This is a genomic window from Nocardioides silvaticus, assembly GCF_003160695.1.
Lineage (GTDB): Bacteria > Actinomycetota > Actinomycetes > Propionibacteriales > Nocardioidaceae > Nocardioides > Nocardioides silvaticus.
The window spans coordinates 197428-223486 of the sequence record NZ_QGDD01000005.1 but is presented as its reverse complement, the minus strand read 5'-3'; the positions used below and the strand labels follow the sequence as shown (position 1 = coordinate 223486).

Sequence of the window (26059 nt, the reverse complement as noted above, 5' to 3'; positions counted from 1 at the left end):
TCGAAGGGGCTCCGGGTCACGACCCGGGGCCCCTTCCGCGTCCCAGTTGCGGTGCCGCCCGGCCGGCGAGCAGCGGGAGGTCGAGGTAGGTCTTGATGCCCGGTGCGGCGGCGACGACGTACGGGATGGCACTGACGCAGTGGTTGGCCGTCACCACGATGCCGGGATTGCGGACCAGGCCCTCCTCGACCGTCTCCGGCTGGAGGCCCTTGAACGTCACCTTCACGTCGGGGTCCCCGGTGATCTCGACCTCGAACCGCTCCCCCTCGGGACCGAAGCTCCAGGGCGGGTCGAAGTGCTCCTCGCCCATGAACCAGTTCACGCTGGCGGTGACGACGGGGACGCCGTCGACGAGCGCTCGCCAGTGGAACTTCCGTGCTGCGACCTGCCCGGGCTCGATGGTGCCGACCGGAGTGTCGAGCGGCTGCGTGGCGACCGCGACCTCCTGCACCGTGTCGAGCTCGGGATCGATGTCGAAGCCCATCTCGTCGGCGACCATCCGGACCGACATCCTGAAGCCGGCGCCCAACAGGTCGACGATCGGGCCGCCCATCGCCTGCTCGGGCGGCACCCCGAACCCCATGATGTGGCGGACGACGTCGGGCGCGTCGTAGGTGCGGATGTCGCTGAACTCCTCGGCCCGCACGTGCGTGACCCGGGCGCTGATCGCGGAGACCATGAGCGGGAACCGCTCGGTGATGCCGCCCGGGTGGATGCCGGTGCCGTGCAGCGTCGTACCGCCCTCCGCGCATGCCTCGCGGATCGCGCCGCAGCCGTCGGGATCGGGGTAGACCCAGCCGACCGGCGTCACCACGTTCTTGCCGGACCGCAGCAGCGCCACCACCTCGTCCTCGCGCGGCAGCAGCGGGCTGTAGACCACGCAGTCGGCGTCGAGCGCGAGGATCTCCTCGGCGCTGGTCGTCGCCCGCACGCCGACCGGTCCGCCGCCAATCAGCTCGCCGACGTCCTTGCCGTGCTTGCCCTCCGAGTGCACCCATGCGCCGACCAGCTCCAGGTCGGGATGGGACAGCACCGCCTCGATCGCCGCCTTCCCCACGCCACCGGTCGCCCACTGCACCACTCGGATCGTCACGCCCCGAATCCAGTCAGAGCCGGAGCGCACGGTCAAGATCCACCGACTGCCCGCCGCCGCCGTCGCTGATCCGTCACGCTTGCCATCATGATCCGCACCTGCATCATCGGCGCCGGTCCGGCGGGGCTGTCCGCCGCCCGGGCCCTCCGACGTTGGGGACTCCCCTACGACCAGTACGAGCGCCACACCGACGTCGGCGGCATCTGGGACCTCGACAACCCCGGCACCCCGATGTACGAGTCCGCGCACTTCATCTCGTCGCGGAAGACGTCGGGCTTCTTCGACTTCCCGATGCCCGAGTCGTTCCCGGACTACCCGAGCAACCGGCAGATCCTCCGGTACACGCGGGACTTCGCGGCGTCGTACGGGCTGCGGGAGAGCATCCGGTTCGGCACCGGCGTCGACCGAGTGGACCAGAACGCGAACGGATACCGGGTCACGCTCGACGACGGCACCACCCACGACTACGGGGCGGTGATCTGCGCGACCGGCGTGACGTGGGCACCCCGGCAACCGACGTACGACGGCGCCTTCGCCGGTGAGGTGCGGCACGCGGTGACCTACCGCGACCCGGCGGAGTTCCGCGGCAAGCGGGTACTGGTCGTCGGGCTGGGCAACTCCGGCGCCGACATCGCCTGCGACGCGGCGGCCACTGCGGACGCGGCGTTCGTCAGCGTCCGGCGCGGCTACCACGTCATCCCCAAGCACATCTTCGGGATCCCGACCGACGAGTTCGCCGAGACCGGGCCGCAGCTGCCGCTGCGCATCGAGCGGCCCGTGTTCCAGGCGCTGCTGCGGGTGCTGCAGGGCGACCTGACGCGGCTCGGCCTGCCGAAGCCGGACCACAGGCTCTTCGAGACGCACCCGCTGCTCAACAGCCAGCTGGTGCACCACCTCCAGCACGGCGACGTGCGGGTCAAGGCCGACGTCGAGCGCCTCGACGGCGACAAGGTGCGCTTCGTCGACGGCACCACCGAGGAGATCGACCTCGTCCTCTGCGCGACCGGCTACGACTGGGCGGCGCCGTACGCCGAGCACCTGTTCAGCTGGGACCAGGGCCGCCCGCAGCTCTACCTCAACACCTTCAGCAGGGAGCACCCGAACCTGATCGGGCTCGGCTACCTCGAGACGAACTCCAGCGCCTACACGCTGTTCGACCACGTCAGCAACGTCGTGGCGCAGCACCTGCGCGACCAGGCGCAGCGACCGGCGCGGGCGCGCGCGTTCGCGCGGATGATCGCGACGGACGACACCCCGCTGACCGGCGGGATCACGTTCGTCGACTCCGCCCGGCACCGCAGCTACGTCGACGCCACCGCCTACAGGAAGCACCTCGCCAGGGTCCGCCGCGAGATGGGTTGGGCCGACCTGGTGCCGGGCACTTATGACGCCGTCCGCGGGTAGCAGTCGGCGGGAAGCCGGCTGATCCCTCCCGGAACCGCCGCCGATCGCCACCCCAAGCACGGTCCCCGCTGCACAGACGGGCGTTGGTGCACGGACTGGAGGGGTGAGCTCACCCGAGCGGGCGGCCCAGCCCCGCCGCCCGGGCCAGCTCGATCGCGTGCAGCCGGTCGTCGGCGTGGATCTTGGTGAGGACCGTCGAGACCAGGTTGCGCACGGTCTTGGGCGACAGGTAGAGCCGGGCGGCGATCGCACTGTTGGACAGGCCGGTCGCGACCAGCTCGAGCACCTCGTGCTCGCGCGGCGACAGGTCGGGGAAAGGCCGGTCGCCGGTGTGGTCGAGGATCGTCGGCACCCGTGCGGCGACGGCAGCCGGCAGGTAGATGCCGCCCTCGACCAGCACGGTGAGCGCGCGAGCGATCTCCGACCGGTCGGCGCCCTTGAGGAGGTAGCCCCGCGCGCCCGCGCGGAGGGCCGCGGAGATGGAGGCGTCGGTGTCCATCATGGTGAGGACGAGCACGCGGGTGCCGGGTGCGGCCCGGGCGATGGCGCGACAGACGTCGACGCCGTTCATCTCCGGCATGTCGATGTCGAGGACGGCCACGTCGGGCGCGTGGGCGAGGACGCCCTCCAGCGCGCTGCGTCCGTCGGCGTGCTCGCCGACCACCTCGACGTCGGGCAGGGAGCGGAGCGCCGCGACCAGGCCGTCGCGGAACATCGGGTGGTCGTCGGCGACGAGGACCGTCGTCACGCAGGCCCACCTCCGTCGGCGGCATGGGCCGGCAGCCGGAGCGTGACGGTCGTGCCGGCACCGGAGCTGGCTATGTCGCAGCGGCCCCCCAGCTGCTCGGCCCGGGCCCGCAACGAGCGCAGCCCGAGCCCCGGCGTCTCCGCGCCGGTGATCCCGATCCCGTCGTCGCTGACGGTCAGCGTCACCTGGCCGTTCTCGCGCCCGAGCGCCACCCGGCAGGTCTGCGCACCGCTGTGCCGGACGACGTTGGCCAGCGCCTCCGCGGTGGCGCGGAGGATCGCGGTCTCCGCTCCCTCCGACAGCGGGCCGGTGTCGGCGAGGTCCGCGCTGATCAGGACCGGGCCGGCAGAGAACCGGTCGACCACCTCGGTGAGCGCCGCGCGCAGGTCGGCGTCGTCGAGGTCGCGCGGACCGAGGTCGTGCGCGATCCGCCGGGTGGAGTCGACGACGCCGGTGACGCCCTCCTTGATCCGGTCGAGCAGCGCCTCGGCGGCCGCCGGATCGGCCGCCACCTGCTCGCGGGCGAGGTCGAGCTGCATGACGAGCGCGGCCAGCGTGGGACCGACGTCGTCGTGGAGATCGCGGCGCAGCCGCTCGCGCTCGGCGTCCCGTGCCTCCGCGATCGCCGCGCGCGACCGGACCACGTCGCGGGTCATCCGCAGGCTGTGCACAGCCGCCGCCAGCGCCGGCCGCAGGCCCGCGAGCACGCGACGGTCGGCGGCGGAGAGGGTCGGTTCGCCCCGGCGCGGGCTCACGTGCAGCTCGCCGACGTCCTCACCGCGGTGGACGAGTCGTTCCGAGACCGCCACTCCAGCAGGGCTCCCCGCCCGGGAGACGACCTCGTCGTTGACGGTGACCGCGACGTAGGGCAGGCGGAGCGTGTCCGCGAGCGTGTGCGCCAGCCCGGGCAGTCCCTCGCCGCCGGGCTCGGCGGAGCCCATGCCCTCGAGGCGTTGCCCGAACGCCGCGAGCACCTGCGTCGGGTCGTCCCTTCTCCCGTAGAGGAGGCGGTTGACCTGTCGCTGCACCAGCTGCTGGGCCGGGTGGAGGGTGACCCCGACCAGCACGATGGCGAGCAGCGCGGTGGGGCCGCCGACGCTCGCCCCCACCGCTCCGACCACGGCGAGGTAGCCCGCGACGACCACCGCGGTGAGGGCGGCGTAGGCGACCGACCGGCCGATGGCCGCGTCGGCCCCGACCAGCTCGCCCTGCAGCACCGCCAGCCCGATACCAGCGACGAGCGGTACGACGCTCGTCGCGGCCACCCACGGCCCCCAGCTGTCGGGTGCGGCCGCGGCGCTGAGGGCCACCGCCACCGCGAGCGCGGCGCCGACGGCGATCGGGAGCAGCCGCCACCGGTCGGCCCCGCGGGCGCTGCGTACCCGGAGGAGCAGGGCAGAGACCGCGACCAGCGCCGCCGCCGCGACCAGCGCCGGCCCGGCCGACCGGACGCCGGCCACCGCGGCGACCTCGAGCGGGTTGGTGAGGCCGCTCGTGCGCATCGGCGGGTCGAGGCGCTCCCAGGGCGTCACCGCCTCGAGTGCCGTCGCCACCACGACCACCACCGTCTGGGCGACCAACACCGGCCGCCAGCGCGGCGACGGCAGCCGTCCGTCGGGCAGCAGGGTGAGGGCGACGGTCGCCAGGAGTGCGTAGCCCGGCAGCCACAGCCAGCTGCCCAGCCACAGCAGCCACCGGTCGACCCCCGGCGGGCCGCTGAGGGCGGCGACCACGAGGGCGACCTCGCTGCTCCCGAGCAGCCAGCCCGCGAGCACCGCGAGCCAGCCGAACGGGTGCTCGGGGCGGAACCGGGCGAGGAGCGCGCCGACCCCGCCCACGACGACGCACCACACGACGACGGTGTGCCAGAACGGGTCGACGTCGGCCGACCAGTCGGGACCCTGGATCCCGTGCACGGCCAGGGCGGCGACGCCGAGCGCCACGCTCCCGGCGCCGGCGACGGGGGCGAGGTACGGCGCCGCCCGTCGCAGTCGGGCCACCCACTGGCTCACCGTCACAGAATCCCACCAAACCGTCCGTTCCGCCGGGGACACGGAGTCCCGAACCGACCGGGACGCGACGCCCCGGCGACGTCGAGACCTCCTGTCCGTTCCGAGCACCGGCGGACGCGGCGACAGTGGTCGCACCCGATCCACCCAGGAGGAAATCATGTCCGCTCGTGTGCTCCAGGCGGCCGTCGTCGCGTTGTGGCCGCTTCTGCTCGTCGGCAACGCCTTCGGCCATCCCGAGGTCGAGCTCACCGCCGAGAGCTATCTCGCCGCGGCCGCGGCCGACCCGTGGAAGTGGTACGCCGTCCACCTCGTCGCCGCGTCCGCCGCGCTGCTGACCATCCCGTCCGCCGTCGTGGTGCGCTCGCTGGTGCCGGGCCGGGGGCGGCGGTGGGCGACGGCGGGAACCGTGCTGGCGGTGGTCGGCGGTGTCGCGCTCGTGGTCGCGTTCAGCATCGAGGCCGGTGTGATGCGGGTCGCCACCGAGCTCGACCGACAAGCGGCCCTCGCCGTGACCGACGAGCATCTCGCGTCCCCCGAGGCCTACCTGGTCCCGGTCGGGATCCTCGGCACGGCCGTGGGCGTGATCCTGCTCTCCGTGGCCCTCGTCGTCGGCCGGGCGGTCCCGACCTGGCAGGCGGTGCTCTACGGCGTCGGCGCCGGAGCGACGCTCGCGCCGGCGTCGCCCGGCTCCGTGCTCGGCTCCGTCGGCTTCGTCCTCCTCGCAGTGGCGGCGTTCCTCGTCGCAAAGCAGGTACTGGCCGGGCCGACCTCCCTCGGCACCGAGCGGGGCCGGCGGCTGCCGGCACGTGCGCCGGTGGCCTCCTGACCGGAAGGTCCTGGGTAACGCTCTGCGCGTCGGTCACCATGGAGACGACAGCACGGCGCCTTCTCGCGGGACGCGGGCGTCGCCGAACATCAGGAGGACGCAATGCCGTTCCACCGGACTCGTCCCACGAGCCGCTGGCGGAAGGCCGTGCTGCGCGCCTGTGTGGTCGGCGTCGTGCTCGGAGCAGTCGTCGTCGCCGCCGCCAACGCGGTCGTGGTGAGCCGGACCAGTGACCGGGTGACGACCGACCCGGACGATCTCGACCGCGTCCAGGTGGCGATCGTTCCGGGTTCCCGCGTGCGCGACGACGGATCTCTCGGCCGGGTCGTGGCCGAGCGGGTCGAGGCCGCGACCGCCCTGTACCGGGACGGCACGGTCGACAAGGTGCTCGTCTCGGGTGACAACGGCACGGCCACCTACAACGAGCCGGACGCGATGCGCGACGCCGTGCTCGCCGCCGGCGTGCCCGCGGAGGACGTGTTCACCGACTATGCCGGCTTCAGCACGTGGCACACCATGCGAAGAGCGAAGGAGATCTTCGAGGTCGAGACCGCCGTGGTCGTCACCCAGGGCACCTACGTAGCCCGGGCGGTCGACCTCGGCCTCGCCGCCGGCATCGACATCCAGGGCTATGCCATCGGCGACGGCGGGCGCTGGGGACGAGAGCTGCTCGCCCGGGTCCGGGGACTCGGCGAGGCGATCTGGCGACCCGGCGTCACCGGTGGCCCCACGATCCCGATCACGGGCGACGGCCGGGCTTCCTGGGCGACGCCGCCCCTCTCTGGCCCGACCCGGATCCCGACGGGATGATCGGCAGGCGCCGGAGAGGCGCGCCGATCTGCGCGACGGACGGCGGCCCCGAGCCGCTCGCGGCGCGAGCTGGGCCGCCGACCGTCGTAGCCGAGCAGCAGGAAGAACCAATGACGATGGAACGCCTCTCTGAGGGACCTCATCGAACGATCGCCTCCTCGCGGACCTCGAGAACCGCGGACCGTCGAGGCGTGAGGTGCGCTGATGTCCCGATCGGGCGCCGCGCCGTCGCGAGCGTCCGGGTGAAGGCGCGCACCTGACCGGCGACCTCGTCCGGGGCTTCCAGGTGCGGAGAGTGACCCACGCCGGGCATCACGGCCGTCGTCCAGCCGGGCTGCAGCGCGGCCAGCTCGTCCAGGCCGGCAGCCGGGACCAGCCGGTCGAGGCCGCCGTGCACGACCATGCCAGGAGTCGGGACGGCGGCGATCGTCCGCCGGTACACGGCGGCGCGCGCCACCAGCAAGCCGACCGAACTCGCAGCCTCCACGAACGTCGCGTGATCGTCGGCGTCGCCCACCTCGGCCCGTTGGACGAGCAGCTGTCGTGTCTCCTCGTCCACCGCCTCGGCCGAGGAACACGTCAGCGCGAGCGCCCGCCGTACGAACTCCTCGGGTCCCAGCCGTCGGAAACGGGTGGCCAAGGCAGTGCGTCCCAGCCATGGCCAGGCACACAGGGCCACCCGGAGCGCGAGCGCCGGCGTCATGGGCTCCCAAGGCACCCGCGGCATCGGCAGCGCCAGCAGCACGAGCCCCCGCACGTGGGCAGGACGACTCGACGCCTGCAGCATCGCAAGGGCACCGCCCATGGAGTGACCGACCAACACAGCGGGGCCCACCGCGGCGAGGACCTCGTGCAACAACCGTGCGTTGTCCCGCACTGCGACCGAGCGGCCGGCCCGGGGCGAGAGTCCGTGCCCGGGAAGGTCCACGGCGAGCACGCGGTGGTCGGACGTGAGAGCGTCGGCGAACCGCCCCCAGCTGACGGCGGAAGCGCCGAGCCCGTGGACGCAGAGCAGGACCGGCGCACCCGGAGGGCCGCCGTGGTCTGCCACATGGACCGGGCCGCCGATGTCGAGGAACGCGGACTGGGCAGGACGAGAAGGCTGAGGCACGGCCGGCTCCTGATCGAGTACGGGGACGTCGGCTGGGCTCACAACCGCTGCTCGCCGCCAGTACCCGATTGGAACGGGAGCAACCCACGCTGCCGGGCCAGGCGGCCGGCGAGACGGCGGTGCCGGGGTCTCGAAAACGACCAGGCCCCGGATCCGAGGACCCGGGGCCTGTCACACGTGCGCGAGGGGGGAGTTGAACCCCCACGTCCTCTCGGACACACGGACCTGAACCGTGCGCGTCTGCCTATTCCGCCACTCGCGCGTCGCCGTCCCTGATGCTGACAGCCGGGCAAGGCTATCCCAGGGTTCGCGGGGCTCCCAAACTGACGGTCAGGTCCGTTGCGTCCGGCCACCTGGTCTCGATACGGCGGTAGCAACCGCTCGCAGGCTCGCGCTTGCTCGCCGACTCGACCTGGCGCCTGGGTCCAGGTCCGTCCTCGTGCCTCGGACGGCCCTGGGGCGCTCACCGATACGATCGACGGAACCCGGCACGGTCGGGTCGAGTGGTGTGCGATCAGCCGGAAGGAGGGCCCAGGGTGGGCGGACTGCAGCGCTTCGAGCACAAGCTGGAGCAGGCGATCTCCGGCGTCTTCGCCCGCACCTTCCGCAGCGCGGTGCAGCCGGTGGAGATCGCGGCGGCCCTTCAACGCGAGCTCGACAACAAGGCGCAGGTGCTGTCGCGGGAGCGGCGGCTGGTGCCGAACGCGTTCGCGGTCGAGCTCTCGCAAGGTGACCTGGAGCGGATCGCGCCGTACGAGTCCGCCCTCTCGACCGAGCTCGCCGAGCAGCTGCAGGAGCACGCCGACCTCCAGGCCTACGTGTTCCCCGGGCCGATCAAGATCGAGTTCGTCACCGCCGAGGACCTCGGCACCGGGCGGTTCCGGGTGCTGAGCAGGGCGGAGGCCAGCGTGAGCGGGCACGCCCGCTACACCACCCGGCAGCGCACCCGCGCGGTGCTCGAGGTCAACGGCACCCGCCACCCGCTCCAGCCTCCGGGCCTGGTGGTCGGGCGCGGCAGCGAGGCCGACCTCCGGATCAACGACCCCGGCGTGAGCAGGCGGCACGCGGAGTTCCTGGTGACCGCGCAGTCGGTGGGTACTGGGGCTCCCGGCGCCGGCCCGCTCCAGATCGAGGTCCACGACATGGGCTCCACCAACGGCATCACCGTCGACGGCCGCAAGGTGAGCCGGGCGGAGCTCGGCGACGGCTCTCGCGTGCAGGTCGGCCACACGTCCCTGGTCGTCCGTCTGCTCGAGGAGGAGGTCGCCGATGTCTGAGCTCACGCTGTTCCTCGTGCGGATCGCCTACCTGGCGATCCTCTGGATCTTCGTGCTCTCCGCGATCTCCGTGATCCGGTCCGACATGTTCGGCGCGCGGCTGCCGTCGGCGGCGGGCGCGCCGCCCGCGCCCAAGCCGCCGAAGCAGAAGGCGCCCCCGAAGCGGCGCGGCTCGCCGACCCACGTCGCGGTCATCCAGGGCCAGAACAGCGGTGCGACCGCGAGCCTCGCCGAGGCGCCGATCCTCATCGGCCGCGGCAACGACGCGGCGATCCGTCTCGACGACGACTACGTCTCCACCCGGCACGCGCGGATCGTCGCCTCCGGCGACCAGTGGTACGTCGAGGACCTCGGCTCCACCAACGGCACCTACCTCGGGGCCCAGCGCATCACGCAGCCCACCACCATCGGGCTCGGAGCACAGGTCCGCATCGGCAAGACGATCCTGGAGCTGAGGAAGTAGACCGTTGACGTCAGACGACCACCAGCTCCCGGACGAGCCCGGCCAGCCGGCTCCCCCGAGCGAACCGCCGCCGGACGAGCAGCCACCGGCTCCCGACCTGCCGACGCCACCCGAGGGCGCCCCGGCCGACCTGACGATGATGCGTCCGCTCCCCGGCGCCGACGCCCCGCCGGTGCTGCCGCCCGACGGCCCGACCGTCGACGCCCCCGACCCGCCGCCGGCCCCGGTGGACGGCGACACCGTCGCCGAGGACCCCGCGGACCTGCTGCGCCTCTCCTACTACGCCGTGTCCGACGTCGGCCGGGTGCGCAAGGACAACCAGGACTCCGGCTACGCCGGCCCGTGGCTGCTGGCCGTCTGCGACGGCGTCGGCGGCGCCGCCCGCGGTGACATCGCCTCCAGCACCGCGGTCAACGAGCTGCGCCAGCTCGACGAGCCGCCCGGCAGCAGCGACCCGATCGTCCGGGTGTCGGACGGCCTGCACGAGGCGCACGACTCGATCGCCGCGCAGGTCTACCAGGACGCCTCCCTCAACGGCACGAGCACGACGGCGACGGTCGCGCTCTTCGACGGGCAGCGGATCGCGGTCGGGCACATCGGCGACTCCCGCGCCTACCTGCTGCGGGGCGGCGAGCTGTCTCAGATCACCAGCGACCACACGTTCGTGCAGAGCCTCATCGACGAGGGTCGGATCACCGAGGAGGAGGCGCGGGTCCACCCGCACCGCAACCTGATCCTCAAGGCGCTCGACGGGCTGCACGAGGTGGAGCCCGACCTGTTCGCCATCGCGCTCGCCCCCGGCGACCGGGTCTTCCTCTGCAGCGACGGCGCGTGCGGCGTGCTCGACGACGCCCGGATGGCCGACATCCTGGCCAGCGGTTCGCCGGAGTTCGCGGCGATCGAGCTGGTGCGCGCCAGCCTCGACGCCGGCAGCTCCGACAACGTCACCTGCGTCGTGGCCGACGTGCTCACCGCGGAGACCGCGACCGCCGATCCGGCGTACGCCGACCTCGAGCCGATGATCGTCGGGGCCGCCGCGGAGCTGAAGCGCCGCGCCCCCCGCGGCCTGTTCCGCGGCCACCGCTCCGGCGACACCGGCGAGCTCGAGCCGATCGATGCCGAGATCCCCGACATGCCCGCCGGCGTCGAGTACGCGATCGTCGACGACCCGCCGGCCGATCCGGAGGCCTACCGCTACGCGCCGCTCGCGCCCCGCCGCTTCACCTGGCTGCGCCGGCTGATGGCCGCTGCCGTGGGGCTCGGCCTCGTGTGGGTGGCGCTGGCGTCGGCGTACTGGTGGACCCAGCAGCAGTACTACGTCAGCGAGCACGAGGGCCAGGTCGCGGTCTACCGCGGCATCGACGGCGTCCCCGGCCTGTCCAGCGTCTACCGCACCAGCGACCTGGCGGTCGAGGACCTGCCGGAGTCCGCGCGCGACGACGTCGACGAGGGCATCGCCGCCGACGACTACGAGGACGCGGCGACGATCGTGCGCAACCTCGCCGAGCGCATGATGCCCGCCGACGGCACCGGCGAGGAGGGGTAGGACCCACACGTGGCCGCCAACGCCAGCCTCCTGCAGTTCGTGCACCGTCGCCGACGGGGCGCCGAGCTGTTCTTGCTGATCCTCGCGCTCGTCGTGGGGATCGGCGCCTACGCCTCCGTCGGGCTGGGCGTCGACGGGGAGGTCCCCACCAACCTGGTGGGGTACGGCGGCTGGCTGGCCGCGCTCGTCGTCGCCGCCCACGTCGTGGTCCGCCTGGTGGCGCCGTACGCCGACCCGGTGCTGCTGCCGATCGTCGCCGCGCTCAACGGCATGGGGCTGGCCGTGATCCACCGGATCGACCTGGCCGAGGACAGCGGCCGCGCGGACCAACAGCTGATCTGGATGACGGTCGGCGTCGCGCTGTTCGTCGCGACCCTCGTCTTCCTGCCGGACCACCGGGTGCTCGCCCGCTTCACCTACACCGCCGGACTGGCCGCGATCGTGCTGCTGATCCTCCCGATGCTGCCGGTCATCGGCAACGAGGTGAACGGGGCCCGGATCTGGATCCAGGTCGGACCGCTCGGCTTCCAGCCGGGCGAGGTCGCCAAGGTGCTGCTGGTGGTCACGTTCGCCGGCTACTTGGTCGTGCACCGCGACGCGCTCGCGCTGGCCGGCCGCCGGCTGCTGTTCATCGACTTCCCGCGCGGCCGCGACCTCGGGCCGATCCTCGTGATGTGGGTCGTCAGCCTCGGCATCCTGATCCTGCAGAAGGACCTGGGCTCGAGCCTCCTGTTCTTCGGCCTGTTCCTGATCATGCTCTACGTCGCGACCGAGCGGCCGGGGTGGCTGGTCGTCGGGGGCGCCATGTTCTTCGGCGGCGCGGCCGTGGCGTTCCAGATCTTCGCCCACGTGCAGCAGCGGGTGGACATCTGGCTCGACCCGTTCGCCGACCGCAACGGCGACGGCTACCAGCTGGTGCAGGCGCTCTACGGGTTCGCATGGGGCGGGCTGATCGGCCGTGGCCTCGGTGAGGGGATGCCGTCGCGCGTGCCGGAGTCGGAGTCCGACTTCATCATGGCCGCGATCGGCGAGGAGCTCGGCCTGACCGCGGTCATCGCGATCCTGCTGCTCTACGGCCTCATCGTCGAGCGCGCCCTCCGGGCCGCGCTGATCTCCCGCGACGGCTTCGGCAAGCTGGTCGCGACCGGCCTCGCCGGCGTCCTCGCGCTCCAGGTGTTCGTCGTCATCGGCGGGGTCACCCGGCTGATCCCGCTGACCGGTCTCACCACACCGTTCCTCTCCTACGGCGGGTCGTCGCTCGTCGCGAACTGGGTGATCATCGCGTTGCTGCTCCGCATCTCCGACCACGCCCGGCGGCCCGTGCCCGCCATCAGCGAGGAGGCCGACGACCCCGACCTGAACGAGACCCAGGTCGTGAAGACGGTGAAGCCCTCGTGAGGGTCTCGACAATGGTCTCGACAAGCTCGACCAACGAGCGCCGGAAGACGGTGAAGCCCTCGTGAACCGGCCGATCCGGACCGTCTCCATCTTCTGCCTGTTCCTCTTCCTGGCGCTGATGGTCAACGTGACCTACCTCCAGTTCTGGCACGCCGACGAACTGAACGAAGACCCGCTCAACGCGCGCGTCGCCGAGGCGGCGTTCAGCCGCGAGCGCGGCGACATCCTCGTCGGCGAGGGCCGGGACCAGCTCGCGATCGCCCGCAGCCGGGAGTACGACGACCGGTACAAGTACCTCCGGGTCTACCCGAAGCCCCTCATGTACGCGAACATCACCGGCTACCTCACCCTGGGCAGCCAGACCGGCATCGAGGCCTCGCAGAACGCCGTGCTGTCCGGCGAGGACGACCGGCTGTTCGTCACCCGCCTCATCGACCTCGCGCAGAACCAGAGCAACAAGGGCGGCAACGTCCTGCTGACGCTCGACCCGGCCGCACAGCAGGCGGCGTACGACGCGCTCCTGCAGACCGTCGGACCCGAGGGCGAGGGGTCGGTCGTGGCCATCGAGCCCAAGACCGGACGGATCCTCGCGATGGTCTCGCTGCCGTCGTACGACCCCAACGAGCTGACCACGCACGACTTCAACGCCTTCCAGCGCAACTACGACCGGCTCGACGCCGACGACAAGGAGCCGCTGGTCAACCGGGCGATCCAGACCCGGCTGTTCCCGGGGTCGACGTTCAAGGTGGTCACCGCGGCCGCGGCGATCGAGGAGGGGCTCTACTCCGCCGACGACGACGTGCCGTCCGGCGCGACCTGGCAGACGCCCGGCACCACCGGCGAGAACAACGTGATCGACAACGAGGGGCGCTTCCTCTGCAACCCCGAGGAGGTCTCGTTCGGCACCGCGATGGCGCAGTCGTGCAACACCGCGTTCGCCAAGATGGCCGTCGAGCTCGGGCCGGAGAAGATGCGCGAGCAGGCCGAGGCCTTCGGCTTCAACAGCGACTACCTGCTCGACCTCACGCCGCAGGTGCAGTCGATCTACCCGAGCGGCGAGGACGGCGAGGACCTCAACGACGCCCAGACCGCGCAGACCGGCTTCGGCCAGTTCGAGGTCCAGGCCACGCCGCTGCAGATGGCGATGGTGGTCGCGGCGCTCGGCAACCGCGGCACCTTGATGCGGCCCTACCTGGTCGACGAGGTGCAGTCGGCGGAGTACGAGACCCTCGAGCGCACCGACCCCGACGAGATCCGCGACGCGGTCTCCCCGACGACGGCCGACCAGGTCACCGACCTGATGGTCGAGACCGTGGACAACGGAACCGCCTCGCCGGCCCAGATCCCCGGCGTCACGGTGGCGGGCAAGACCGGAACCGCGCAGCGCGGCGTGCCGGGCGAGCCGCCGTACGGCTGGTTCGTCTCCTTCGCCCCGGCCGAGGACGCCGAGGTCGCGGTGGCCGTGATGATCCAGGAGGCGCCGGGCAAGGAGATCGCCGGTGGCCAGCTCGGCGGTCCGATCGCGAAGGCAGTGATGGAGGCGGTCCTCGATGACTGACCAGACCGGACGTCCCGAGCAGTACGCCGACTCGGCGCAGCGCTACCGCCTCGAGCAGCGGATCGCCACCGGCGGCATGGGCGTGGTGTGGCGGGCGACCGACACCCGGCTCAACCGGCCGGTCGCGGTGAAGGTGCTCAAGCACGAGTTCGCCGACGACCCGCAGTTCCGCACCCGGTTCGACACCGAGGCCCGCAACGCGGCCGCCCTGCAGCACCCGGGCATCGCCGGGGTCTTCGACTACTCCTCCGACCCCGACGGCGCCGACGCGCCGTACCTCGTCATGGAGCTGGTCGAGGGGCAGCCGCTCTCGACGCTGCTCGCCCAGGCCCGCGACAGCGGACGCACCCTCGATCCCGAGGTCGTCCGCGACCTGGTCACCCAGACTGCCGACGCGCTGGCGGTGGCGCACCGGGCGGGCATCGTCCACCGCGACGTGAAGCCGGCCAACCTGCTGATCACCCCCGACCGACGGGTCAAGGTCACCGACTTCGGCATCGCCCGCGCTGCCGACGACGCGCAGATCACCCGCACCGGCGCGGTGATGGGCACGCCCCAGTACCTCTCGCCGGAGCAGGCCCGCGGCAACCCGGCGGTGCCGGCATCCGACGTCTACGCGCTCGGGGTGGTGGCGTTCGAGTGCCTGGTCGGCCGGCGGCCGTTCGAGGCCGAGACGCCGGTCGCGACCGCCCTCGCCCACCTCCAGCAGCCGGTGCCCGACCTGCCCGAGGACCTGCCCGCCGACCTGCGCGCCATCGTCACCCGCTCCCTCGCCAAGGAACCGTCCGAGCGGTACGCCGACGGCGCCGTGCTGGCGGCGGCGCTGCGCGGCGAGGACGTCGCGCCGCCGGTCGTGGCGCCCGCGCCGGAGGACGACGCGACCGCCGTCCTGCCGTCGACCCCGGCCCAGCCGTCGATCCCGGTCGTCGCGCCCGCGCCCGCCGCGCCCACCCCGCGGCTGGACCGGGCCGAGGCCTACCGTGGCGAGCCCGCTCCCGAGGAGCGGAAGTCGCGAGCGTGGATCGCCGCCGTGCTGCTGGTGCTGGTGCTCGTCGCGGCCGCGCTCGCGGCCGTCGCGCTGCTGACCGGTGACGACGAGGACGACCCGGCGGCCGACGACCGGCCCTCGCGCACGGCGTCCCGGACGTCCGAGGCGACGACCGAGGAGACCTCGAGCGAGCCGACGTCGACGGCGCCGACCACGACGGCGCCGGAGATGGTCACCATCGACGAGTCCGACTACGTGGGCCGACCCGTCAGCGAGGTCGAGCGCGAGCTGCAGCTGCTCGGCCTGGCCCCGCGGCTCATCGAGGACGCCAACCCCGGTGACCAGGACGAGGACGACGTGCTCAGCGTGAACCCCACCGGCGAGCTGGAGGTCGGGTCCGCGGTCGACGTCCACTACTGGGGCGCTCCCCCCGCCACCACGCCGACCACCGAGACGACGGCGCCCACGGACTCGACGACCACGGAGACTGGAACCACGGAATCGACGGAAGGTGGCGAGGGATGAGCAACGCCGGGCCTACGGACCCGCCCGGAGGCACCGGGCAGGGATCGGGCACGGTCGGGGGGCGCTACCAGCTGGGGGAGCTGCTCGGTCGTGGTGGCATGGCCGAGGTGCGCAAGGGCATCGACACCCGCCTCGGCCGCGTCGTCGCGGTCAAGCGGCTGCGCACCGACCTGGCCAGCGACGCGACCTTCCAGGCGCGGTTCCGGCGCGAGGCGCAGTCCTCGGCCTCCCTCAACCACCCCGCCATCGTCGCCGTCTACGACACCGGTGAGGAGCAGCGGGTCGAGCACGGCGAGACGGTCTCGCAGCCCTACATCGTCATGGAGTACGTCGCCGGACGGACCCTGCGCGACATCCTCCGCGAGGGCCGGAAGATCCTCCCCGAGCGGGCCCTCGAGATCACCAGCGGCGTGCTCTCGGCCCTCGACTACAGCCACCGCGCAGGGATCATCCACCGCGACATCAAGCCCGGCAACGTGATGCTGACCCCGTCCGGGGACGTGAAGGTGATGGACTTCGGCATCGCCCGCGCCATCAGCGACGCGGCGTCCTCGATGACCCAGACCGCCGCCGTGGTCGGCACCGCGCAGTACCTCTCCCCCGAACAGGCGCGCGGGGAGTCCGTCGACTCCCGCTCCGACGTCTACTCCGCCGGCTGCCTGCTCTACGAGCTGCTCACCGGCCGGCCGCCGTTCGTGGGCGACAGCCCGGTCGCGGTCGCCTACCAGCACGTGCGCGAGCCCGCCGTGCCGCCGTCGCACCACGACGCCGACCTGACGCCCGACATCGACGCGATCGTCATGAAGTCCCTGGCGAAGCGGGTCGAGGACCGCTACCAGTCGGCCGCCCAGATGCGCGCCGACATCGAGCGCTACCTCGCCGGCCGCCCGGTCTCGGTGGTCTTGCCGCCGCCGCCCGCGGACCCGCCCGGCGGCGCGACCGCGGTGGTCCCGGCCGGCGGCGGTCCCGGCGAGCCCGACACGATGGTCCGCCAGCAGCCGGTGCCGCCGGCCGACGAGAACGGCCGCAGCCGCAAGGTCTGGCTGTGGCTGGTGCTGGGCCTGCTGGTCCTCGCCCTCCTCGTCGCCGCGTTCGTGGCCTGGCCCAAGCTGTTCCCCGACGAGCCGACCGACGTGAAGGTGCCCTCGGTCCTCGGCCTCGAGCGCGACGTCGCGCGCGAGGAGCTCGCCGACGAGGGACTGGCCGTCGACGACAAGCAGCGCCAGTGCGACGACCAGTACGACGCCGGCTCGGTCGTCGACCAGGACCCGCAGGGCGACAGCTACGTCGACCCCGGCTCCGAGGTGACGCTGGTGCTGAGCAGCGGACCGTGCGACTTCGCCATGCCCGACGTGACCGGCAAGCTGGAGCGGGTCGCCGTCGACGAGCTGGTCGCGGCCGGCATCAAGCGCAAGAACATCGCGATCGCCCCCGAGGAGTGCGACACCGACGACGACGCCGGCACCGTGGTCGAGCAGACTCCGCAGCCCGAGGCGTCGGTCGGCAAGGACGACTCGGTCACGCTGTGCGTCTCCGACGGCCCCGAGACCGTGCCCGAGGTGATCGGGCTCCGCCAGGGCCAGGCCGAGCGGCTGATCATCGAGGCCGGCTTCGAGGTCGACGTCCGCGAGGACCCTGCCTCCGAGGCGCCGAAGGGCGAGGTCACCGACGTCATCCCCGGTGAGGGCGAGGAGCTCGACCAGGGCGAGACGGTCACCATCTTCGTGTCGGTCTACGAGGAGCCGACCACCTCCGCCCCGCCGTCCGACACCGACACCGACGGCGACGGCCTCCCCGACGCCGACGAGACGGCGCTCGGCACCGACCCCAACAACCCCGACAGCGACGGCGACACCTTCAGCGACGGGGACGAGGTCGCTCAGGGCACCGACCCGAACGACCCGCTGAGCTTCCCGCCGCTGGGCAACGGGAACGGCAACGGGAACGGCAACGGGAACGGCCGGGGCGACGACTGACGCCGCGCGGCGTCAGCTGCTGCCGCCGATGGGCGTGGCGTAGCGGACGTCGAGGAGGCCGTCGTACGCCGGCGCCTCGATGTCGGACTCGACGTGCATCTCCCAGCCGATGCGGATGTAGGGGTTGGCCGCGTCCGAGCGGTAGCCGGTCACCAGCGGGTCGTCGTCGAGGGCCGCCGAGAGCTCGACGGGGTCGCCGACCGCCTCGATGACGTAGGGCTGGGGGTAGGGCACGCCCTGCAGCTGCACGACCGGGCCCTCGCACTTGATGCCGGTGGTCGAGACGATCCGCTGGCCGGCCACGGTGACCGCGGTGGCGCCGCCGGCCCAGAGCGCGTTGACGACGGCCTGGATGTCCTGCTGGTGCACGACCAGCTGGGAGAGCCTGACGTCGTGCGCGACCGCTTCGTCGAGCAGCTCCTCCGGGGAGTCGCTGAGCGAGATCGAGAGGCCGGGCCCGCTGCGCGGCACCAGGCCGGCCGGGTCCTTGAGGTCCTCGAACCGGGCCCGCGCGCGCCGTACGCTCAGCGAGCTGACGTCCTCGGTGAGTTCGTCCACGTCGTCCTCGAGGCTCTCCAGCCGCTGCCGGACCTTCTCGTAGTCCGCGGCGTCGGCCTCGACGAGGCCGGCCAGATCGGTGTAGCGGCCCGGACGCAGGTCGGTGCCGCGGCTGTCGGCGGCGGAGATGACGAACAACGCTCCGACGACGACGCCCACGACCGGCGTGCCCACCCGCCACGCGAGCGGGCGCTTCGGACGGGTCGGGGGCGGGGTCGGCTGGGGGGTCGACTGCGGGGTGGGCGGAGGCTCCGGCGTCGGCCCAGCCGTGTGCGCGCCCGTCATGGTGTCTAGGGTAGGCGCCGACAGGTACGTCGTGACTGAGGAGCCCAGAGCCGTGAAGATCCCCCGCCCGAACCTCAAGCGTTCGGACAAGACCGAACGGGATGCGTTCAAGGACCCCTCGAGCGGGCCGACGTTCAGCCCTCGCTTCCTGGTCTCGCTCGTGCTCATGCTCGGCGGCATCGCCTGGATCGCGTACTACTACATCGGCGTCCGCCCGGTCGCGGGCTTCGGCGACGACGACAAGCCGGCCCTCGACCCCGAGTCGTTCGAGCCCGGCGTGGTCACCGGCTGGAACTTCGTGGGCGACCTGCAGGAGTGGAACTACCTGATCGGCTTCGCCGCCATCATGCTCGGCCTGATCATCGCCGCCCACCCCTCGACCCCGCTCGGCCGCGGCCGCGGCGTCGTGGTCGGCATGCTCGGCTGCTTCCTCATCGGCCTGCTGTGGATCTGCACCTACTACATCGTCGGCACCGGCGACAACGCCCAGGACCTCGCGGTGTTCAACGACCTCGAGCAGAAGAACCTGTTCGTCGGCATCGCGTTCATGGCGGTCGGGTTCACCTTCGCCACCAAGTGGGAGTAGTCCACAGGTTGTCCACACTCTCTGGATAACTACATCGATGTAGTTACCCACACCTGTGGGGAAACCTGTGGGATCAGGTCAGCACCGCGGTCCGCGCGACCGTCGCCGCGGCGAGCAGGACGACGACCACGGTGACGCCGAGCGTCTGTAGCCGCGCGCGGTTGGCCTTCGGTGCGTAGACGATGGCGCCGGTGACCACCAGGCCACCGAGGAACCCGCCGAGGTGGCCCTGCCACGAGACGCCGGGCACGAGGAACGTGAACACGGCGTTGACGACCAGCCAAGGCACGATCGCCTGGATGTTGCCGCCGATCTTGTGGAGCACGACGAGCAACGCGCCCATCAGCCCGAAGATCGCGCCGGACGCGCCGAGGGTCGCGGTGTTCTCGTCGGCGAACCAGTAGACACAGACCGAGCCGGCCAGCCCGGCGACGAGGTAGAGCGCCACAAACCGGACCCGGCCGAGGATGCTCTCCAGCTGCGGGCCGAGGAACCAGAGCACGGCCATGTTGAGGCCGATGTGCCAGATCTCGACCTGGCTGAACATGCTGGTGAACAGCTGCCAGTACGCGCCCTCGCTGACGCCCGGGAACCACCGACCGTCGGCGACGGTGTCGCACACCGCCGAGGAGTCGACCCGCGGGTAGAACTGGCCGGGGTTGTCCTGCGAGGTGCAGGTCCCGGTCGGCAGCAGCGCCAGCCGGTCGACCAGCGTGCTCTTGGCCCACCCGGTCGCCAGGATCGCCAGCCACACCGCGGCGTTGATCCCGATGAGGACGAACGAGGTCAGCCGCGGGTCGCCGGACCGCTTGCCGCCGTACGGCAGGAGGCCCTGGCGGGTGGCCTTCGCCCCCTCCTTGACGCAGTCGGGGCACTGGAAGCCGACCGAGGCGTCCCGCATGCAGTCAGGGCAGATCGGCCTCTCGCACCGCTGGCAGCGGACGTAGGTCTCGCGGTCGGGGTGCCGGTAGCAGGTCGGCACCCCGCCCGGCGTCGCCGGCGGGCCCGACGGGTCCGACGGGTCCGACGGGTCCGACGGGTCCGACGGGTCCGACGGGTCCGTCACTCAGGCTCCGACGATCTGGACCGACTCGATGACGACCGGCTCGACCGGCTTGTCCGCGGCACCGGTCGGCACCGCGGCGATCGCGTCGACGACGTCGCGGCCGGCCTGGTCGGCGACCTCGCCGAAGATGGTGTGCTTGCCGTTGAGCCACGTGGTCGCACCGACGGTGATGAAGAACTGCGAGCCGTTGGTGCCGCGGCCGCCCTGGGTGCCGGCGTTCGCCATCGCGAGCAGGTAGGGCTTGTCGAAGGTGAGGCCGGACTGCACCTCGTCGTCGAAGGTGTAGCCGGGGCCGCCGGTGCCGGTGCCCTGCGGGCAGCCGCCCTGGATCATGAAGCCGGGGATGATCCGGTGGAAGCCGAGGCCGTCGTAGAACGGGGTGTTGCCGGCCGATCCCTCGCGGGGGGAGGGGCGGAACGGGCCGTCGGAGGACACCTCGACCGGGTTGCCGGTCGCCAGCCCGACGAAGCTCTGCACGGTGCGCGGAGCCTCGTTGGGGAACAGGTTGATCGTGATGTCGCCCTTGTTGGTCTTCAGGATGGCCTGCTGGTCCGCCATGACTCCCTTTCGCCCTTGCTGTCGGGGGCTTGCTCGGGGCGGGCACCGGTGCCCGCACGCTCGCGAACGATCCTACGGGGGGCCCGACGCGCGGTGGTCCGCACGGTCTGTGCGTGGTGGGATGGGGTAACGAACCCAGCCAGGGTCCGTCCGCGAACTCGGAAAGGTTTCCGCAATGGGACTGCGCAAGAAGAAGACGCTCCTCGAGCAGGCTGAGCAGTACGTCGGGGCAGCGGTCGACCAGGCGAAGGACTTCGTGCAGGACACTGCACGGCCGGCTCTCGCCGATGCAAGGGAGAAGGCAGCCCCGGTGATCGCCGACGCCAGGGACAAGGCAGCCCCGGTCATCTCCGACGCCAAGAAGAAGGCGGCGCCGATGGTGGCCGCGGGCGCGGCGACGGTCGCCGCGAAGGCCACCGACGCCAAGGCGTTCGCCGAGACCAAGGCGGCCGAGCTCTCCGGGTCGAACAAACCGAAGAAGCGCTCCAAGATCAAGACGCTGCTGATGCTCGGCGCGATCGGCGGCATCGTCGCCGTCGTGGCCAAGCGGCTGCAGGCGGGCAGTGGCGACAACGGCGGCTGGCAGTCGTCGTACGACCCCGCGCCGCCGCCGAGCCCGTCGGCCTCGACGACGCCGCCCCCGGTGCAGTCGGTGCCCGACGAGGCACCTATCGACGAGGCCGGGGCCGACCCGCTGACCGATCCGCTTCCCGAGGAGTCGAAGAACTCCTGAGCGGGCCGTCCGGCTAGGCGCTCGCCAGCTCCGGGTTCTCGTCCCGGAGCTGGTGGGCGACGCGGCGCTCGACCCAGAAGATCAGGCCGGGCACCAGGCCCGCGACCATCATCAGCAGGAAGCGCGGCAGCGGCCAGCCCGCCTTCTGCGTGAGCACGAACGCCACGACGACGTAGACCATGTAGATCCAGCCGTGGATGAGCCAGACCGGAGTCAGGTCGTCACCGAGCTGCTGCAGAGATCCGCCGTCCGGCAGGCCGTACTTCAGCAACGACGCGACGGCGCCGACGACGAGCAGCACGCCGACCACGAACGCCAGCACGCGGTAGGTCTTGAAGAGGCCGTTCACGCCGTCGAACCTACCGCCCCCTCGTCGAGCGCCTCGCGGACGTACCTCCACCAGAGGAACAGCGCGAACGCGGCGAACAGCCACCACTCGATGGCATAGGCGAGATTGCGCCAGCCGGTGAACGTGCTCGCCGGCGGCAGCTGGTCGAGCGTGGCCGGGGCCAGCTCGCCGGTGCCGGCATTGCCGCCGGCACCCTTCTCGGTCGCCTCCGGGTCGACGACGACGTAGCCGCCGTAGAGGTCCACGTCGACGCGCTGGACCAGGTCCGCGATCCGCAGCTGCGGCAGCACGTCGTCGGTCGGGTCCTCGTCGGCCGCGCCCGTGCCCTCGCCCGGCTGCAGCCACCCGACGACGGACGCATCACCGGTGGGCGGTGCGGGCGCGGTCGCGGGGTCCTCGCCTGCGAGCCAGCCGCGGACGACGGGGATCGCCGGCTCCCCGGCACCCCCGACGGCGAGCGGGGTCACCACCCAGCTGCCGTCCGGACCGGAGCCGCCGTCCTCCCGTCGACCGGACACCAGGACCGTGCCCTCGGGCAGCCAGGTGCCCTCGACGGTCACCGGCCGGCCGACGTGCTCCGCCGGGAACGGGTCGTCGGGCCCGAGCACGTCGGTGAGCGGCGCCGGGTCATCGTTGGTGATGTCGACCCGCTCGGCCTCGCGATGGGCCTGCCAGGCGTCGTACTGCCAGAAGCCGAGCCAGACCGCCGCGGTCGCGCACGCGATCGCCAGGAGGTGGGCTCCCCACAACCGGGGGCTCCACCACGCGATCACCACCTCAGCGTAATGAGCGGCACTCGGCACCAACCCAGCGGATACGTCGGACGATTGGTATTACCACTTGACCAACTGGCCATCTACCGTCTACGGTCGTCGACATGGCGTTGAAACCCGTGACCCGCAAGTCCGTGTCGGACCAGGTCTTCGACCAGGTGCTCGGCGAGGTGATGGACGGCGGGCTCGCGGCCGGCGAGCAGCTCCCGAGCGAGCGGCAGCTGGCCGAGGTGCTCGGGGTGTCCCGGCCCGCGGTGCGCGAGGCGCTCCAGCGGATGACGCAGGCCAACCTCGTCGAGGTGCGGCACGGCGGCGGGGCGACGGTCCGCGACTTCCGGCGGTACGGCGGCCTCGACCTGCTGCCGAACCTGCTGGTCCGCGACGGCGGGGTCGACCCGCTCGTCGCGCGCAGCGTGGTGGAGGCCCGCACCTCGGTCGCCCCCGGCATCGCCGCGCTGGCCGCGGAGCGGGGCGGCCCGGCGCTGTCGGCCGCGCTGACCGACGTGTTGGAGCGGCTCGACCGGACCGACGACGCCGTCACCTGGCAGCGGCTCGCGCTGGAGTTCTGGGACATCGTCGTCGACGGTGCCGACTCGATCGTGTTCCGGTTGATGTTCAACGGGCTGCGGGCGGCGTACGAGCCGGTGCTGCCCGCGCTGGCCGCAGTCCTCGCCGCCGAGGTCGGCCAGGTCGAGCCCTTCCGGGTGCTCGCGACCGCGATCGCTGCCGGCGACCCCGCCACGGCCCGCGCGGCCGCCGAGCGGGTGCTCGCGCCCACCAACGACGCGCTGATGGAGGCGTTCGACGCCCTGTCGGCCACCACGGACGGAGACGACGCATGACCACCAAGAACGTCGAGGAGCTGGCCAAGCGGCAGGTCGCGCGGGACGAGGCCCGGATCACGGGGGACCGGCGCACCAGCCAGTCGATGCGCCAGGTGTTCGTCGAGTTCTGGAAGCACCCCTCGCCGTACATCCTCTCGACCTACCTTCTCGCCGCCGTCGTCGGCCGGGTGCTGGCGGGCCCTGGCGAGTGGTGGGAGCTGCTCCTGCCTGTCGGCCTGATCGCGATCATGCCGGTCGTGGAGTGGGTCATCCACGTCTTCATCCTGCACTGGAAGCCGCGGCGGATCGCCGGCATCAAGATCGACCCGCTGCTCTCGCGCAAGCACCGCGCCCACCACCGCGACCCGCGCGCCATCCCGCTGGTGTTCATCCCGTGGCAGGTGGAGCTCACGTTGGGGCCGCTCGGGCTGCTCGTCGCCTGGGCGGTGACGCCGACCTGGACGGCCGCGTTCTCGCTGCTGGTCGCGAACCTGGTGCTGCTCTCGGCGTACGAGTGGACCCACTACCTGCTCCACAGCGACTACCGGCCCAAGTCCCGGTGGTACCGCTCGGTGTGGCGCAACCACCGGCTGCACCACTACAAGAGCGAGCACTACTGGTTCACGGTCACGACCGCCGCGACGGCGGACCGGCTGTTCGGCACCTACCCGGACCCGGCCACCGTCCCGACGTCCCCGACCGCGCGCAACCTGCACGGCCTGGACTCCTGACCTGTCGCGGACCTGCCGCCCTGACACCGAGATCGCCGACCTGCGACGATGAGCGCCGTGAAGGTCCACCACCTCAACTGCGCCTCGTTCCGCCCGCTGCTGTCGCCGCCGATGGTGGCCCACGTCCTGCTGGTCGAGCGTGAGGAGGGCCTCCTGCTCGTCGACTCCGGTTTCGGCACCGACGACCTGGCGGACCCGAAGCGGCTCGGCCAGCCGTTCCGCGCCATCGTCCGCCCCGTGCTCGACCCCGGCGAGACGGCGCTGGCGCAGCTGAGGACGCTGGGCTTCGCCCCGGAGGACGTCACCGACATCGCGCTGACCCACCTCGACCTCGACCACGCGGGCGGGATCGGCGACTTCCCGCGGGCGCGGGTCCACGTGCACCGGCCCGAGCTCGAGGCCGCGACCCGGCCGACGCTGCGCGAGAAGCAGCGCTACCTCCGTGCGCAGTGGGCGCACGGGCCGCGGTGGGAGCAGCACGCCGAGCCCGGTGACGACTGGTTCGGCTTCCCGGCCGTCACCGCGATCGCCAACGACGTCCTCCTCATCCCGCTGCGCGGTCACACCCGCGGCCACGCCGGTGTCGCGGTGAAGGACGGCGAGGGCCACTGGCTGCTCCACGCCGGCGACGCGATCTTCGACCGCAACCAGGTCCGCACCCCCGCCTCCTGCAACCGCTCGCTCGCGGCCTTCCAGGTGCTGATGGCCGTCGACAACAAGGCCCGCCGCGCCAACACCGAGCGGCTCCGAGAGCTGGTCGCGTCCCGTTCCGACGAGGTCACCGTGTTCTGCGCCCACGACAAGGCGCAGTACGACGCGCTGGCCGGTCGCTAGCGGATCAGTCGCCGCAGACCGCGAACGGCAGGTGCCGGTCCTCGATCAGCTCGACCGCGGCGGACGGCCGCTGGAGGTCGTAGCCGAGCCGCCCCGTCGACGGGTCGGCGACGCCGCGGCTGAACCCGGCGCCGAACTCGGGGCGGATCGCCGGCATCACCTCGGCCAGCCGGAGCCGGTCGAACCCGTCGTCGCGCAGCGGTCCGAGCCGCACCGTCACCAGGTCCTGGCCGAGCGCGACCGAGAATCCCTCGAGCGGGTCGAGCGCCTTCAGCGCGGCGCGCGGTGCCTCGGCGAGCTGCCCCTCCATGCCGTCGCCGAACACGGTGTCGAACGGCAGGCACCCGCGCTCGACGTACGTCGCGTTGGCCTCCTGGCCGACGAGGTCGCGGGTCTCCTCGATGGCTGCCCAGCTGTCGCTGCCCTCGGGCGGGGTCTCCGAGGTGACGAGGGCGCGGTCGGCGTCGAGCGTCGCGCCGGCCAGCACGCCGACGCCCTCATCGATCGCGTCCTGCACCCGCGCCATCGGCACCCCGTCGTGGAACGCGATGATCCAGCCCTCCGCGTCGCCGGAGTACGACGCCTCCCAGGCCACGTCCTCCGCACCGAAGCCGTACGACGCGAGCTCGGCGGCGGCCGGGCGCAGCAGCCCGGCCGAGAGCGTGGCGGCGCCGTCGAGCGCGCGCCAGAACCGGTCCAGCTCACCCGGCGTTGACTCCTCGTCCAAGGCCGCGAAGCCGAGAGTCAGCCGCAGCTGGTCGAAGTCGGTGACCTCCAGGACGGTCGCCTCGGCGGGCACCAACGGCAGGGCCGCGGCCGACGGCTCGAGGGTCGGGTCGTAGGCGGTCGAGAGCGCCTCGGACTCCGGCTCCTCGGGGTAGACGGGGTCGGGGGAATCGGTGCAACCCGCCGCCAGTATTGCCACAAGTGGCAGCAACGGCGCGAGCCGCCGGACCCCAGAACTCACGGCGCTGAGTCTGCCACGGCCGAGCAGGTCGGCCCGCGATGGCCGCCTCTCGGGCTGTCG

Annotated in this window: 25 protein-coding genes and 1 tRNA gene; 15 read left to right on the top strand and 11 right to left on the bottom strand. The window is 72.4% G+C overall.

From position 1 onward, the window contains the following. Positions 1–16: 16 nt before the first annotated feature. Positions 17–1093 (bottom strand): NAD(P)H-dependent amine dehydrogenase family protein, encoded by a 1077-nt coding sequence (locus tag DJ010_RS12880; protein WP_211318774.1) that lies wholly within the window; start codon positions 1091–1093, stop codon positions 17–19. A gap of 87 nt (positions 1094–1180) precedes the next feature. Here DJ010_RS12880 and DJ010_RS12875 point away from each other — a divergent pair, with 87 nt between their 5' ends. Continuing rightward, positions 1181–2497, top strand: coding sequence for a flavin-containing monooxygenase (locus tag DJ010_RS12875; RefSeq protein WP_109694291.1), 1317 nt, complete (start codon positions 1181–1183; stop codon positions 2495–2497). A 109-nt stretch (positions 2498–2606) separates the two neighbouring features. Here the strand turns inward: DJ010_RS12875 and DJ010_RS12870 are convergent, their stop codons facing one another. Together DJ010_RS12870 and DJ010_RS12865 are read right to left on the bottom strand one after the other, a co-directional pair. Next, the gene (locus DJ010_RS12870; RefSeq protein WP_109694289.1) at positions 2607–3245 is read right to left on the bottom strand and encodes a response regulator transcription factor; all 639 of its coding nucleotides are present in this window, start codon (positions 3243–3245) and stop codon (positions 2607–2609) included. Further along, a complete protein-coding gene (locus DJ010_RS12865) occupies positions 3242–5257 on the bottom strand; it encodes a sensor histidine kinase (protein WP_146207341.1) in 2016 nt (671 codons plus the stop codon). Before DJ010_RS12865 ends, DJ010_RS12870 begins: the two co-directional genes overlap by 4 nt. A 157-nt stretch (positions 5258–5414) precedes the next feature. On the opposite strand from DJ010_RS12865, the gene DJ010_RS12860 reads away from it, so the two are divergent. After that, positions 5415–6083 carry a hypothetical protein gene (locus DJ010_RS12860; RefSeq protein ID WP_146207340.1) on the top strand — a complete coding sequence of 223 codons (669 nt, stop codon included), beginning with the start codon at positions 5415–5417 and terminating at the stop codon, positions 6081–6083. Between the two features lie 102 nt (positions 6084–6185). After that, positions 6186–6893, top strand: a complete 708-nt coding sequence (locus DJ010_RS12855; RefSeq protein ID WP_109694282.1) for a SanA/YdcF family protein — start codon at positions 6186–6188, stop codon at positions 6891–6893. Positions 6894–7032: 139 nt separating this feature from the next. On the opposite strand, the gene DJ010_RS12850 is transcribed toward DJ010_RS12855, so the two are convergent. Together DJ010_RS12850 and DJ010_RS12845 are read right to left on the bottom strand one after the other, a co-directional pair. Next, the gene (locus tag DJ010_RS12850; RefSeq protein ID WP_158283014.1) at positions 7033–8004 is read right to left on the bottom strand and encodes an alpha/beta fold hydrolase; all 972 of its coding nucleotides are present in this window, start codon (positions 8002–8004) and stop codon (positions 7033–7035) included. A 178-nt stretch (positions 8005–8182) separates the two neighbouring features. After that, positions 8183–8266: transfer RNA gene (locus tag DJ010_RS12845), tRNA-Leu, on the bottom strand. A gap of 274 nt (positions 8267–8540) precedes the next feature. Here DJ010_RS12845 and DJ010_RS12840 point away from each other — a divergent pair. From DJ010_RS12840 to pknB, 7 genes are all read left to right on the top strand, one after another. After that, on the top strand, positions 8541–9281 hold the full coding sequence (locus tag DJ010_RS12840) for an FHA domain-containing protein (protein WP_109694278.1): 741 nt from the start codon (positions 8541–8543) through the stop codon (positions 9279–9281). Further along, on the top strand, positions 9274–9744 hold the full coding sequence (locus DJ010_RS12835) for an FHA domain-containing protein FhaB/FipA (RefSeq protein WP_109694276.1): 471 nt from the start codon (positions 9274–9276) through the stop codon (positions 9742–9744). Before DJ010_RS12840 ends, DJ010_RS12835 begins: the two co-directional genes overlap by 8 nt. Positions 9745–9748: 4 nt before the next feature. Next, a complete protein-coding gene (locus DJ010_RS12830; RefSeq protein ID WP_245927517.1) occupies positions 9749–11290 on the top strand; it encodes a PP2C family protein-serine/threonine phosphatase in 1542 nt (513 codons plus the stop codon). A 9-nt stretch (positions 11291–11299) separates the two neighbouring features. Continuing rightward, positions 11300–12688 carry an FtsW/RodA/SpoVE family cell cycle protein gene (locus DJ010_RS12825; protein ID WP_109694274.1) on the top strand — a complete coding sequence of 463 codons (1389 nt, stop codon included), beginning with the start codon at positions 11300–11302 and terminating at the stop codon, positions 12686–12688. Between the two features lie 61 nt (positions 12689–12749). Continuing rightward, positions 12750–14246 carry a peptidoglycan D,D-transpeptidase FtsI family protein gene (locus DJ010_RS12820; RefSeq protein WP_109694272.1) on the top strand — a complete coding sequence of 499 codons (1497 nt, stop codon included), beginning with the start codon at positions 12750–12752 and terminating at the stop codon, positions 14244–14246. Continuing rightward, on the top strand, positions 14239–15759 hold the full coding sequence (locus DJ010_RS12815) for a serine/threonine-protein kinase (protein WP_109694270.1): 1521 nt from the start codon (positions 14239–14241) through the stop codon (positions 15757–15759). The genes DJ010_RS12820 and DJ010_RS12815 overlap by 8 nt, the downstream gene beginning before the upstream one ends. Continuing rightward, positions 15756–17735 carry a Stk1 family PASTA domain-containing Ser/Thr kinase gene (gene pknB / locus DJ010_RS12810; RefSeq protein ID WP_170124643.1) on the top strand — a complete coding sequence of 660 codons (1980 nt, stop codon included), beginning with the start codon at positions 15756–15758 and terminating at the stop codon, positions 17733–17735. Before DJ010_RS12815 ends, pknB begins: the two co-directional genes overlap by 4 nt. 12 nt (positions 17736–17747) lie before the next feature. On the opposite strand, the gene DJ010_RS12805 is transcribed toward pknB, so the two are convergent. Further along, a complete protein-coding gene (locus DJ010_RS12805; RefSeq protein WP_109694268.1) occupies positions 17748–18578 on the bottom strand; it encodes a DUF881 domain-containing protein in 831 nt (276 codons plus the stop codon). Positions 18579–18630: 52 nt separating this feature from the next. Between DJ010_RS12805 and DJ010_RS12800 the strand changes: the two genes are divergently transcribed. Beyond that, positions 18631–19164, top strand: a complete 534-nt coding sequence (locus DJ010_RS12800; RefSeq protein ID WP_245927515.1) for a cell division protein CrgA — start codon at positions 18631–18633, stop codon at positions 19162–19164. Between the two features lie 73 nt (positions 19165–19237). On the opposite strand, the gene DJ010_RS12795 is transcribed toward DJ010_RS12800, so the two are convergent. Continuing rightward, positions 19238–20230, bottom strand: coding sequence for a rhomboid family intramembrane serine protease (locus DJ010_RS12795; protein WP_211318773.1), 993 nt, complete (start codon positions 20228–20230; stop codon positions 19238–19240). Continuing rightward, entirely contained in the window at positions 20231–20788 is a 558-nt protein-coding gene (locus DJ010_RS12790; protein ID WP_109694266.1) for a peptidylprolyl isomerase, read from the bottom strand. 175 nt (positions 20789–20963) lie between these two features. Here DJ010_RS12790 and DJ010_RS12785 point away from each other — a divergent pair, with 175 nt between their 5' ends. Next, a complete protein-coding gene (locus DJ010_RS12785) occupies positions 20964–21521 on the top strand; it encodes a hypothetical protein (RefSeq protein WP_109694264.1) in 558 nt (185 codons plus the stop codon). Between the two features lie 13 nt (positions 21522–21534). On the opposite strand, the gene DJ010_RS12780 is transcribed toward DJ010_RS12785, so the two are convergent. Together DJ010_RS12780 and DJ010_RS12775 are read right to left on the bottom strand one after the other, a co-directional pair. Further along, positions 21535–21870: a DUF3817 domain-containing protein gene (locus DJ010_RS12780; protein WP_109694262.1), complete on the bottom strand. Its 336-nt coding sequence runs from the start codon at positions 21868–21870 to the stop codon at positions 21535–21537. After that, positions 21867–22643 carry an SURF1 family protein gene (locus tag DJ010_RS12775; RefSeq protein ID WP_158283013.1) on the bottom strand — a complete coding sequence of 259 codons (777 nt, stop codon included), beginning with the start codon at positions 22641–22643 and terminating at the stop codon, positions 21867–21869. The genes DJ010_RS12780 and DJ010_RS12775 overlap by 4 nt, the downstream gene beginning before the upstream one ends. A gap of 104 nt (positions 22644–22747) precedes the next feature. Here DJ010_RS12775 and DJ010_RS12770 point away from each other — a divergent pair, with 104 nt between their 5' ends. The 3 genes from DJ010_RS12770 to DJ010_RS12760 are packed head-to-tail and all read left to right on the top strand — an operon-like array spanning position 22748 to position 25032. Continuing rightward, entirely contained in the window at positions 22748–23485 is a 738-nt protein-coding gene (locus DJ010_RS12770) for a FadR/GntR family transcriptional regulator (protein ID WP_109694258.1), read from the top strand. Then, positions 23482–24198 (top strand): sterol desaturase family protein, encoded by a 717-nt coding sequence (locus tag DJ010_RS12765; RefSeq protein ID WP_109694256.1) that lies wholly within the window; start codon positions 23482–23484, stop codon positions 24196–24198. The genes DJ010_RS12770 and DJ010_RS12765 overlap by 4 nt, the downstream gene beginning before the upstream one ends. 48 nt (positions 24199–24246) lie before the next feature. Next, positions 24247–25032, top strand: coding sequence for an MBL fold metallo-hydrolase (locus DJ010_RS12760; protein WP_245927514.1), 786 nt, complete (start codon positions 24247–24249; stop codon positions 25030–25032). A gap of 4 nt (positions 25033–25036) precedes the next feature. On the opposite strand, the gene DJ010_RS12755 is transcribed toward DJ010_RS12760, so the two are convergent. Next, on the bottom strand, positions 25037–25999 hold the full coding sequence (locus DJ010_RS12755) for a hypothetical protein (RefSeq protein WP_146207339.1): 963 nt from the start codon (positions 25997–25999) through the stop codon (positions 25037–25039). Between the last annotated feature and the right edge of the window lie 60 nt (positions 26000–26059).

Excerpts from the sequence above, each read along its gene's own strand:
- DJ010_RS12815 (WP_109694270.1), top strand. The coding sequence starts at position 14,239 with ATGACTGACCAGACCGGACGTCCCGAGCAGTACGCCGACTCGGCGCAG.
- DJ010_RS12765 (WP_109694256.1), top strand. The coding sequence starts at position 23,482 with ATGACCACCAAGAACGTCGAGGAGCTGGCCAAGCGGCAGGTCGCGCGG.
- DJ010_RS12855 (WP_109694282.1), top strand. The coding sequence starts at position 6,186 with ATGCCGTTCCACCGGACTCGTCCCACGAGCCGCTGGCGGAAGGCCGTG.
- pknB (WP_170124643.1), top strand. The coding sequence starts at position 15,756 with ATGAGCAACGCCGGGCCTACGGACCCGCCCGGAGGCACCGGGCAGGGA.
- DJ010_RS12835 (WP_109694276.1), top strand. The coding sequence starts at position 9,274 with ATGTCTGAGCTCACGCTGTTCCTCGTGCGGATCGCCTACCTGGCGATC.
- DJ010_RS12860 (WP_146207340.1), top strand. The coding sequence starts at position 5,415 with ATGTCCGCTCGTGTGCTCCAGGCGGCCGTCGTCGCGTTGTGGCCGCTT.
- DJ010_RS12790 (WP_109694266.1), bottom strand. The coding sequence starts at position 20,788 with ATGGCGGACCAGCAGGCCATCCTGAAGACCAACAAGGGCGACATCACG.
- DJ010_RS12805 (WP_109694268.1), bottom strand. The coding sequence starts at position 18,578 with ATGACGGGCGCGCACACGGCTGGGCCGACGCCGGAGCCTCCGCCCACC.
- DJ010_RS12770 (WP_109694258.1), top strand. The coding sequence starts at position 22,748 with ATGGCGTTGAAACCCGTGACCCGCAAGTCCGTGTCGGACCAGGTCTTC.
- DJ010_RS12875 (WP_109694291.1), top strand. The coding sequence starts at position 1,181 with ATGATCCGCACCTGCATCATCGGCGCCGGTCCGGCGGGGCTGTCCGCC.
- DJ010_RS12785 (WP_109694264.1), top strand. The coding sequence starts at position 20,964 with ATGGGACTGCGCAAGAAGAAGACGCTCCTCGAGCAGGCTGAGCAGTAC.
- DJ010_RS12760 (WP_245927514.1), top strand. The coding sequence starts at position 24,247 with ATGAGCGCCGTGAAGGTCCACCACCTCAACTGCGCCTCGTTCCGCCCG.